Raw genomic sequence first — 11534 nt, forward strand, 5'->3', positions numbered from 1 at the left:
TACGTTACCAGATTTTTGCTCTTCTCTAGCAAGTTTTACCGCTCTAGAAAAAAACAAACTATCTAAAGTGAGGGAAAATTATTGAAATGTAGTTCGTAGTGAGGACTTTAGTCCTCAAATAAGGACTAAAGTCCTCACTACAAACTGTTCCACTTATTTGATGAGATTAGCTGCTGCGATCACTGCTTGACCAAGTGATAATCCACCGTCGTTACAGGGAGTTAGGCTATGAGTCAGTATGTTAATATCTGAGGTTTTAAGGTAATTAGTGACTTGTTCTAGTAGGATACGGTTTTGAAATACTCCTCCGCTTAAAACGATGGTCTTGATATGATGTTGTTGAGAGAGGTAATTAACCATGTTGACTATGGTTTGAGCTAAACCTATGTGAAATTTTGTAGCTATAACTTTTAGATCAGTTTGCTGTTGTAGATCATCTAATAAGGCTTTCCACATTGGACTTGGGTCTATACAGTAAATATTATCTAAAATGCGAATTTCAAAAGAATATTTTTGATTTTCTTCAGGATTATTTAAGATATTCTGATCAACTAAAGCTTCCATTTCTATTGCTGCTTGTCCTTCATAATTACATTCTTCTCGGCATATACCGATAGCAGCAGCTACGGCATCAAATAAGCGCCCTACCGAGGAAGCTAAGGGAGAATTGATATTTTTTGATACTAATTGATTGAGAAGTGGTAGGGGTTTATTTTCTAGGAATTTGATGATTTCTAAATCACCATATTTACTTGTGATTTCTTCCCAGGTAAAGGCTGAGATTAATTGAGCGTATGTGTTACGCCAAGGTTGGTAAATTGCCTGTTCTCCGCCGATCATGGCTACAGGTTTAAATGTTGCTAGTCTTTGAAAATCACGGTAATTTGCTAAGAGAAATTCACCACCCCAAAGTGTGCCATCTTCACCGTAACCTAAACCGTCTAAGGCGATACCTAATACAGGTAATGTATCCAAAGGAAGATTATTTTCAGCCATGCAAGCGGCTATATGAGCGTGATGATGTTGGGTAGAATAAATTTGAATTTGATTGGCTGATCCTAGTTCTTGACCGAGTTTTGTAGAGAGATATTCGGGGTGTTTATCGAGTGCGATCGCGTAGCGTCTCCCTTTTGGGAGAATCGCCTCTGGTTTATGCTCGAATAAATTTAAGTATAAGTTGAGAGTATTTTTATAGGCTGTAAAGGTGGCTGCATTTTCTAAATCTCCCAAGTGTTGAGATAAAATTGCTTGTCCATCCTTTAATAAACAAAAGGTATTTTTTAACTCGCCACCCATCGCTAAAATTGGCGGAGTGTGATCAAATCCGGGTGGTAATTTAATTGGTGCTGGTGCATATCCTCTAGCGCGGCGAATAGTTTGTATTTGATTACCAACTACCCGCACCACCGAATCATCTACGCGGTTAACAATTTCTCGGTTATGTAAGAGGAAATAATCAGCAATTTGACTTAATTTATTTCGCGCTTCATCGTTATTTATACATTGTGGTTCATCGGAAATATTCCCGCTAGTTAAAACAATTGGGCGGTTCATGCGCTTGAGAATTAAGTGATGCAAAGGTGTGTAAGGTAGCATGAAGCCAAGAGTATTTTGTCCTGGGGCGACAGAAAGAGACAAGGGAGTGAGGGGAGTGTGGGGAGATAAGGAGGAAAGATTACTCCCTTGTCCCCCATGTCCCCTTAGTTCCCTCACCTGCAACAGAACAATAGGTGCGACAGGACTTTGCAATAATTCTCTTTCTTTATTGCTGATGGTGCAGTATTTCTCAATGATTTCTAAATCCCGCGCCATTAAAGCAAAGGGTTTGTGATATCGTTGTTTGCGCTGGCGGAGTTTTTGCACAGCAGTTTCATTTGTCGCGTCGCAAGCGAGATGAATTCCACCTATACCTTTGATGGCGACAATTTCGCCTCTCTGCAATAAAGTACACACAGCATCAACATCATCCAACATGGAAAACATGGAAGCTGTAATTGGTTTACCATCAGCACGTTCTAATGTTGCTTTCGGCCCGCAGACATGACAAGCTACAGGTTGAGCATGAAAGCGACGGTTTTCAACATCGTTATATTCTTTCGCACACTCTGCACACATAGCAAAAGCTGCCATGCTGGTGTTGCAACGGTCATAAGGAATGGCACGAATAATACTCAGGCGGGGGCCGCAATGGGTACAATTTGTGAAAGGATAACGATACCAGCGACTATAAAAATCAAAAATATCAGCTTGACATTGGGGACAAGTAGCAGCATCGGGGGCAATTTCTGTTTTTACAGTACTATTAATACTGTGAGAAATGACAAAATCATCAAATAAAATTTCTGTTTGATAACGCTTGCGTGTGAGTTGATTAATTTTTGCCAGAGGTGGACATTCTTGTTGTAATCTTTTGATAAATTCTGCTATTGATGCATCAGTTCCAGAAGCACGAATTAAAACGCCTTCACCATCATTACAAACATCACCACGCAATCCACAAGCTTTTGCTAATCGATATACAGTCGGGCGAAATCCTACTCCTTGAACAGTACCACGTACTCGAATTTCTTCAGTAGTCATTTGTGATTCAGGATCGGGGAATGGGGATCAGGGATCGGGGATCAGGAAAGAAAAATTCCCCCTTGTCTTCCCCTTCCCTTATGTCTTTGCAATAGAAAATTACGAATTATCTATAGACCTCTTGCAAAAATATTTTTACCCCACCCTAACCCTAAGCGTAAACGGGGAGGGAACTAAATCTTCCCCCCGTTCACGGGGGGATTGAGGGGGGTTCATTCGACTTTTGCAAGAGGTCTTATGGTATTGTCCACAGCAAAACTCGGTTATTTCCAGAGTCAGCAATTACTGCTGTTTTCCCAACAACTTTGATTCCATAACACCAATTCAAACTATCTCGCCTTGGTTGTCCAAAATCGCGATTTTCTCCTTTACTGGTAAAATTATTTTGTCCTGCGATCGCATTAGCCGCAGCCCCTTGTAAAGATAAAATTGACTCAGGCTTTTGCCAACCTAATAATCGAGAATTAGCAGTATCGGCTACTAATAACCAATCATCAACAGCATCAACACCATAAGGCATACTTAAACTACTCGCACTAGGAAAGTAAACTCCTTGATTAATCTCAACAACATCAAAACTTTTCTGTCCTAACACTACCGCACAAGGAGTATTATTTTCTGTAGGCATTCCTTCCCAAATCATCACACGATTATTACCTGCATCTGTGATAACTAAATTATCTCTCCAAAAGGTAATATCGTGACACCAACGCATACTAGAAGCAGAAGGACTACCGCCACCATTTTCATTACGTAATGTCATATCCGGTTGTCCCAAAACTAAATCTGCTGGTTGATTATTTTCTTCTGGAAGTTGATTCCAAACTAATACCCGGCGATTACCTGTATCGGCTACAAATAATTTTCCTTGGTGATAGAAAACCCCATAACACCAATTGAGAGAATTTGCTGCTGCTTCTTGCTTACCTTGATTTGCTTCGTAATCACTAAAATTTACTTGTCCTAAAACTAAATCTGCTGGGACATTGCTGTCTTCTGGTACTTTTTTCCAAATCAAAACGCGGTGATTCCATGCATCTGCGATCGCCATTCCTTCACTACAGCGACAAATTCCTGTTGGTACACTCAAAGTTGTCTTTCCTGGTGTACTTTTAGCATTTTGTCCTTCACAATGAAAGTCTGGTTGTCCAATTACCCAGTCAGCAGGTTGACTATCTTGGGTTGGTAAATTTTGCCATCCTAATAAGCGATGATGTCCTGTATCTGCAACCCATAAAGGCCCATTTTCTGATATTAAACAAGCTGCACGAGGACCGAACATTTCAATGGGACTAGGTAAAACAGGAGTTGCTAATTCCTCCGGTTTCATGATTCTACCTAAAATTACTTCTGCACCATTAGGTGATAATGGTAAATTGTGAGCATGTAATGCTGATGAAAAATTCATTTAAAAACCAATAAATTTAATTTACCGCAATAACATGATTTATTTCTGGACAATATGTTTTAATTGTTTGTTCAATTGCTTGAGATAAAGTTAGTGTGGAAGCTGGACAATTACTACAAGTACCGATTAATCTTAGTTCTACTATATCTGGTGCTTTAATTGCCACTAATTCTACATCTCCATGATGGCTTTTTAAACTAGGACGGACTTCTTCTAAAGCTTGTTGAATACGTTGTTGTAAAGGTGGTTTTGGTGATTTGACTAGTTCATGATAAAGTAGCACCCCATAGACTATTTCGTCTTGAACAGCATTACGTAAAACTGATATTGATTCTTGTTTCACACTTTTAATTAAACGGGTTAGCGCTTCTTTATGTAAATCTTCGATAGCACGTTTTAATCCTATAGCTACACATCTTTGGCTTTCTTCCCACTCAGATATTATCGCTTCAAAACGGCTAATTTCTTTTACTAATTCTTCCAAGTTTGTCATTAGTTAGTGATCATATAAATAATAATTGTGTAGACAATACGGTTTGGATAATATAAATATACGAACATTTAAATCCTGTAGAGACGTTGCACTGCAACGTCTCTACATTTCCAAATCATGACGAAAAATTATTAAACGAACCGTATTGATTTTGTAGAGATACGATAAAAATCGTCAGGGCTATTTCATTCTCATCCAGCCCGCTTCATAATTAATTGGTGAGGCTAATAGCAAAACTCGGTTAAAACCGACTGTTGATTGGTAATTTAGTCCATATCAACGGACTTAAACTATTAGCCGGTGAACTTTAGTTCAGGGTAGTTTATGTCTAGAATAGACCTCTTGCAAAAATATTTTTACCCCACCCTAACCCTAAGCGTTTACGGGGAGGGAACTAAATCTTCCCCCCGTTCACGGGGGGATTAAGGGGGGTTCATTCGACTTTTGCAAGAGGTCTAATGAAATAATTAAGACTAGAGACATGAAATTTCGCGTCTTTACTTCATGCGGAAATCTTGAAGTAAAAAAGGCATAATAGTACCTGTTGTGATACTCGATACTATTACTGTTAACCATAATGGAATATGTAAAAACAATGGAACAATTAGTAAAAGTAAGCCGATGCTAGCACCAATAGCGGTTTGCTGCCAAAAATACTTCGGATCACGTATTAATTTACCCTTCAAAAATAACTTAGCAGAAAACCAGCCAATTTCTAACATAAAACCTCCTAAAATTTGGGACAAAAATTTAGTAAGAATAATCCTAATAATATGGCTGGAATAACTCCAGCAGGGGCAAATAATCCACCAATTGTGGCAGCAAAATTATAACCTAATTCTTCTCCAGCTAAAATTATGCCGCCAATCGCACCCCCGACTACAGAGAAGCCAGTCGCTATTAATAACCATATAAATCCTGTGAATAGGTTCACATCACCAGATGCTAAAGTTGTAAGTATATCTGTCATGATTTTTCTCCTTTTGGTTCATAATTCTTCCAAGACTTGGGTTACTACTTGGGCTTGTTCTCTATATCCATGCTGAGTAAAAATTTCCCAAGCTTGTTGATAGTAATTACGTGCTTGTATAAGATTTCGATTATTACCTATTTCTGGTTGGTTTAAATCATCAGGTAAGTTTAATAAAGCATTAGCTTTGTTGGCAATAGTGTTAGCGTATTCTATTGGTGTATCTTTGGAATTACGCACTTTTAATGCTTGATCATAAGCTGCGATCGCTCGCATCAAGTTATCCAAGGGATGAGATGATGGTAAATATTGCAGCGCATTACCCAAATTATTCTGCAACATCGCATATTCTCTGGGATGATCAATCAGATGAATATGTTTCAGTGCAGCTTCAAAAGTTTGTACCGCCAACCCTTCAAATAAATATTGCTGTTGGGAACCTCCTGACATAGAAAGGTAAGCGATCGCAATATTGTTATGTAAAATTGCATATTCCTGCGGGTATTTTTCCCAAGTAAATACTCGCAAAGCATCCTGATATACCTGAATGCTATCTCCGATCTGTACTAAGTTGAATGGTACTAAAGACTGTAGCACCAAGCCATAGTTCATTTGGGCTTCCGCAAGTTCTTCTGATGAGGCGAATTCTTGCAAAATAGGTAATGCTTCTGTGTACAAAACTTGCGCTTGCAATAAAAATTCTTCTGTATCGTTCGGTATTGATCTTAGCGCTCCAGCGCTTCCTATTTTCGCTCGCGCTTTCAGCAAAAAGTTATCATCATCACATAAATTTTCTGCTTCTTGATATAGGGCGATCGCATTCCATAAATCTTGAGTAGTTTTTGGCTTTTTGACAAAACCATGTGCCATCTCAATCAGCATCTCAATTTTATCTTTTATTGATGCGGATTCAGAACTAATAGCAGCAATTGCTGCTTTGACTGCGGTATCGCTAATACTTGGAGTCATCTGATTTGGGATTTTGGATTTGAGATTTTGAATTAATTCCATAGATGAATCCGAGGGGAACATCCCATTTTAAATATATCGCGCTTGGGTTTAAACTCTTAGCTAATAGCACAAGTCGTCTTCATGCGACTCAAATAAATCAAGTAGACTGCGATTTCAATTGTAGGCGGGTTTTTTGAACTACTATCAGACCTCACTAATATAAATTAGCTGCTCATAAAAATCTAGTAGATAGACATCACTATTTATCTCAATCTTAATCTATTAATTTTTTGTTAACTATTTGTCAATTAGTAATAAATACTTTGTTGATATATAATCGCAGTCTATACATAAACCGAATGTTAATTGTGTTGCAAAATCAAATATTACAAATGTTTTTTATTAACATTCTCTGAGCATTATGAGTATATTTACAATATTCATTTGTGGAGTTCATCAATAATGGATATACTTAATTATATTGAACTGCCAACTATTATCTGTATGCTTAATATAGAAAAATTGCGGATACGATATGTTGTTAATCAATATCCTATTCATGTATTTGCTGTTACTAAAAAATATATGTTTGTTATTGAATTAGATTGATTAACTACATTAATTTTTGTTGAACTGTGTAGAATTTAAACTGAATGTATTTGATATTGAAAAATAAATTGTTCCTGAAACTTGAGATTCTACAAGTTTTTTAAGTGGGCATCATGAACTGGGTTTGCTACTAACTTAATCCCCAATCCCTACAAACACACAGCCAATGACTAACCTATTATGGCTACAAGGTGGTGCCTGTTCAGGCAACACTATGTCATTTTTAAATGCAGAAGAACCAACTGTCTGCGACTTAATATCCGACTTTGGTATTAACGTACTATGGCATCCTTCCTTGGGACAAGAACTAGGAGACCATCTGCAAGGGATGCTGTGGAATTGCGTTTTAGGTAAAATCCCTGTAGATATCTTGGTATTTGAAGGTAGTGTAGTTAATGCCCCTAATGGTACAGGAGAATGGAATCGCTTTGCCTATCGCCCGATGAAAAATTGGGTTAGCGATCTAGCAAAAGTCGCTAAATATGTAGTAGCAGTCGGCGATTGCGCTACTTGGGGAGGAATTCCCGCGATGGAACCCAACCCTAGTGAATCCAAAGGTTTACAATTTCTCAAACGCCAAAAAGGTGGTTTTTTAGGGTCAGATTATCGTTCCAAAGCCGGAGTACCTGTAATTAATATTCCTGGATGTCCCGCCCACCCCGATTGGATAACGCAGATATTAGTGGCGATCGCCACTGGTAGAATTGGCGATATTACCCTTGACGAATTCCATCGTCCCCAAACTTTCTTCAAAACCTTCACTCAAACAGGTTGTACCCGCAACATTCACTTTGCATATAAAGCAAGCACTGCGGAATTTGGTCAACGTAAAGGTTGTCTGTTCTACGACTTGGGTTGTCGTGGTCCCATGACTCATTCTTCTTGTAACCGCATCTTATGGAACCGCGTTTCTTCCAAAACCCGTGCTGGAATGCCTTGTTTGGGTTGTACCGAACCAGAATTTCCCTTCTTTGACCTCAAACCGGGAACTGTATTTAAAACTCAAACTGTCATGGGAGTTCCCAAAGAACTACCACCAGGAGTCAAACAAAAAGACTATGCTCTACTTACCGTAGTCGCCAAAGATGCAGCCCCAGCTTGGGCAGATGAAGACTTTTTCTTAGTTTAGTTCGTAGTAAACACGCTTTGTGCTTACTACAAAACAATCATTAAAAGGAAAGGAGAATGGGAACTCAAATATTAGACATCTCACCCGTGGGGAGGGTAGAAGGCGATTTAGATGTGCGGGTGGAAATCGAAGATGGACAAGTAGTCAACGCCTGGACTCACGCCGAACTCTTCCGAGGATTTGAAGTTATTCTACGTGGCAAAGATCCCCAAGCCGGGTTAATTGTCACACCTCGTATTTGTGGAATTTGCGGTGGTTCTCACCTCACCTGTGCATCTTGGGCATTGGATACCGCTTGGGAAACAGAAGTTCCACCCAATGCGATTTTAGCCAGAAACCTCGGTCAAATAGTCGAAACAATTCAAAGTATACCCCGCTATTTTTACGGTTTATTTGCGATCGATCTCACCAATAAAAAATACCAAAACAGCCGTTATTATCAAGAAGCAGTCCGTCGCTTTGCTGCCTTTACTGGCAAGCATTACGAAATCGGTGTCACAATTTCTGCGAAACCAGTAGAAATTTATGCCCTTTTGGGTGGTCAATGGCCCCATTCTAGTTACATGGTTCCCGGTGGCGTGATGTGCGCCCCCACTCTCACCGATATTACCCGCGCCTGGTCAATCCTAGAATACTTCCGCACCAATTGGTTAGAACCTGTGTGGTTGGGTTGTTCCTTGGAACGCTATGAAGAAATCCAGACCTATGATGACTTCATGGCTTGGTTGCATGAAAATCGTAATCATCGCCAGTCTGACTTGGGTTTTTATTGGCGCATGGGTTTAGATATTGGTCTAGATAAATTTGGTGGCGGTGTAGGTAAATACGTTACTTGGGGATATTTACCCCATGAAGATAAATACCAAAAACCGACTATCGCCAGCCGTAATGCTGCCATGATCATGAAAAGTGGAGTGTACGACAGTTACAGCGACACTCACACCTTGATGGATCATACCTTTGCCCGTGAGAATACAACTCACTCTTGGTACGAAGAAGGTACAGGAGACATTCACCCCTTCGATCGCACCACCAACCCCATCGCCAAAAATCATAAAGACTTCAACGGTGCTTATTCTTGGTCAAGTGCAGTCCGTCACAACGAATATGGACGTTTAGAAGCTGGCCCCTTAGCAAGACAATTGGTCGCAGGTGGTACACACGGCGAATCTTGGCAACATTATGATGGATTTATCCTTGATGTTTTCAAGCGGATGAGCGGCCCCAGCGTTCATCTTCGTCAGTTGGCACGGGTTCACGAAATTGTCAAGTTGTATCGCCAAGCCGAACGCTGTTTGCGCGAATTCAAATTAAATGAACCTTGGTACATCAAACCCAAACAAAAAGATGGGCGTGGTTGGGGTGCAACAGAAGCAGCGCGGGGTTCCCTGTGCCACTGGGTAGAACTAGAAGATGGCAAAATCAAGAATTACCAAGTCATCGCCCCTAGTACTTGGAACATCGGACCCCGTGACGCCGAACAAAAGCTTGGCCCCATTGAGGAAGCCTTAATGGGTACACCCATTGCTGATCCAGCTGACCCTATAGAAGTAGGTCATGTCGCCCGATCATTTGATTCTTGTTTAGTGTGTACAGTTCACGCCCATGATGCCAAAACAGGCGAAGAACTGGCACGTTTTCGCACGGCATAATCTCGTTTTAACTTGAAGTCTTAGAGGTTGTTTGAAAAGTGATTGGCTGTAATTTTAATTACATTATTACCCCCCTTAATCCCCCCTTATAAAGCTACGGTGTACACACAAGTCAAAATTTTTCATGTTGAAACTGTATCCCGCCTAGAACTAAAGTTCCAGGCTCATAGCGAAAGTCCACTCAAGTGGACTGGAACAAACTTTTTTTTGAGTCCTCTTCAGAGGACTTGCGCTATGAGACTCGGAATAAATTCCGAGGCGGTACAGATGCGCTCAACCTAGATTTGTGTGTACACCGTAGCCCTTATAAAGGGGGGAAACAAGAGAAATCCGGTTCCCTCCCCTTATAAACTGCGGTGTACACATAAATCCTCTGATCCCTCTAAATCCCCCTTTTTAAGGGGGACTTTGATTCTAGTTCCCCCTTTTTTAAGGGGGGTTAGGGGGGATCAAAACGCTACTAGGCAACTTTATAAGACTTCTGTGTACACCGCAGCCCCTTATAAAGGGGAGGGTTAGGGTGGGGTAAAAAATATTTGATACATCAATCATGACTTTTCAAACATCCTCTTAGTGTCTTAGTGGTTAATAAAATTTATTTTTGAACCACCAAGGCACTAAAGACACGAAGAAAACTGAAAATTTATAAGGTAAGCTAGTGTCTAATTCAGAATTACACAATCATCTCGCTGGTCTTCCTGAAGCAGTGTTGCAAGAGTTCACACAATGGTGTGTGCTGGAACAAGCAACAGCAGCAGGATACGAATTTACTCCAGATCTGGTGAAGTTAAAGAACCTGGAGACTGTAGATTATATTCAAGAATTGGTTGGTCAATTTGCCGATGCTACCAGAAAATCGATTGAGGGAAGTATGGCGATTATGGTAGCAGGTAAGCAAGCTGACAATCATGCTTTACCTGGGATAGCAGCGATCGTTGATTTTATTTCTCTCTATGTCAAATATTTAGTTCCTAAAGGCCCAAAAAATGAACTACCAACAGACGAGAAGCTAAACTTAGCATCACAAGAACAGTTTGAGCAACTTTGTCAAATCGCCAAAAAACATAGTGTAGAAATTTAACGCCTCGCGGAAGTCCCCACTCTCAATAGACCTCTTGCAAAAGTCGAATGAACCCCCCTCAATCCCCCCGTGAACGGGGGGAAGATTTAGTTCCCTCCCCGTTTACGCTTAGGGTTAGGGTGGGGTAAAAATATTTTTGCAAGAGGTCTAATGTATTAGACCATTTCACGTTAATCACGATACACATAAATTTTGTAGAGACGCGATATATCGCGTCTCTACAGGGTCTGTATTTGTATCAGATGTTTTGTGAAATGGTATTAGACCTCTGTGAAAACTAATGTAGAGACGCGTAGCAAGATCCCCCAGGGTAATTTCGCGTCTCTACAAGGATTTTGGGTAACTTTAGTTCAGGGCGGTTTATGTCTAGAGTGAAATAGCCCTGATGGGAAGGTATTCTAGTGAAATTTCATGAAAAAAAGAGATTTACAATATTTAAGCCAGATTTTTAACTCAAAAATCTGTGTTATGACTTGTGAAGCTAATTTAAAATTCAAAAACCTGATTTACGAGTCGCAAAACTTGATTTACGAATTCAAAACTTGATTTACGAGTCGCAAAACCTGATTTACGAGTCGCAAAACTTGATTTACGAGTCGCAAAACCTGATTTACGAGTCGCAAAACCTGATTTACGAGTCGCAAAACTTGATTTACGAGTC

9 protein-coding genes are annotated in these 11534 nt (G+C 40.0%); 3 read left to right on the forward strand and 6 right to left on the reverse strand.

All coding sequences use genetic code 11. The features are described from left to right. Positions 1-153 precede the first annotated feature (153 nt). The 6 genes from hypF to AC5JMK_RS06575 all read right to left on the reverse strand — a co-directional run bounded on the left by hypF (position 154) and on the right by AC5JMK_RS06575 (position 6420). Positions 154-2580 (reverse strand): carbamoyltransferase HypF, encoded by a 2427-nt coding sequence (gene hypF / locus AC5JMK_RS06550; protein ID WP_495909688.1) that lies wholly within the window; start codon positions 2578-2580, stop codon positions 154-156. 235 nt (positions 2581-2815) lie between these two features. Continuing rightward, positions 2816-3988 (reverse strand): NHL repeat-containing protein, encoded by a 1173-nt coding sequence (locus AC5JMK_RS06555; RefSeq protein WP_495909689.1) that lies wholly within the window; start codon positions 3986-3988, stop codon positions 2816-2818. Positions 3989-4004: 16 nt separating this feature from the next. Beyond that, the gene (locus AC5JMK_RS06560) at positions 4005-4481 is read right to left on the reverse strand and encodes a NifU family protein (protein WP_096675727.1); all 477 of its coding nucleotides are present in this window, start codon (positions 4479-4481) and stop codon (positions 4005-4007) included. A 497-nt stretch (positions 4482-4978) separates the two neighbouring features. Continuing rightward, a complete protein-coding gene (locus tag AC5JMK_RS06565) occupies positions 4979-5203 on the reverse strand; it encodes a hypothetical protein (protein ID WP_096675728.1) in 225 nt (74 codons plus the stop codon). Positions 5204-5211: 8 nt separating this feature from the next. Further along, entirely contained in the window at positions 5212-5451 is a 240-nt protein-coding gene (locus AC5JMK_RS06570; RefSeq protein WP_096675729.1) for an asr0689 family protein, read from the reverse strand. 18 nt (positions 5452-5469) lie between these two features. Next, the gene (locus AC5JMK_RS06575) at positions 5470-6420 is read right to left on the reverse strand and encodes a hypothetical protein (protein ID WP_096678921.1); all 951 of its coding nucleotides are present in this window, start codon (positions 6418-6420) and stop codon (positions 5470-5472) included. A 757-nt stretch (positions 6421-7177) separates the two neighbouring features. On the opposite strand from AC5JMK_RS06575, the gene AC5JMK_RS06580 reads away from it, so the two are divergent. From AC5JMK_RS06580 to AC5JMK_RS06590, 3 genes are all read left to right on the forward strand, one after another. Continuing rightward, the gene (locus AC5JMK_RS06580; protein ID WP_096675730.1) at positions 7178-8140 is read left to right on the forward strand and encodes a hydrogenase small subunit; all 963 of its coding nucleotides are present in this window, start codon (positions 7178-7180) and stop codon (positions 8138-8140) included. A gap of 56 nt (positions 8141-8196) precedes the next feature. Then, the gene (locus tag AC5JMK_RS06585; RefSeq protein ID WP_096675731.1) at positions 8197-9792 is read left to right on the forward strand and encodes a nickel-dependent hydrogenase large subunit; all 1596 of its coding nucleotides are present in this window, start codon (positions 8197-8199) and stop codon (positions 9790-9792) included. 658 nt (positions 9793-10450) lie between these two features. Next, positions 10451-10873, forward strand: coding sequence for a hypothetical protein (locus tag AC5JMK_RS06590; RefSeq protein ID WP_096675732.1), 423 nt, complete (start codon positions 10451-10453; stop codon positions 10871-10873). The last annotated feature ends 661 nt before the right edge of the window (positions 10874-11534 follow it).

Source organism: Pelatocladus sp., assembly GCF_059505505.1.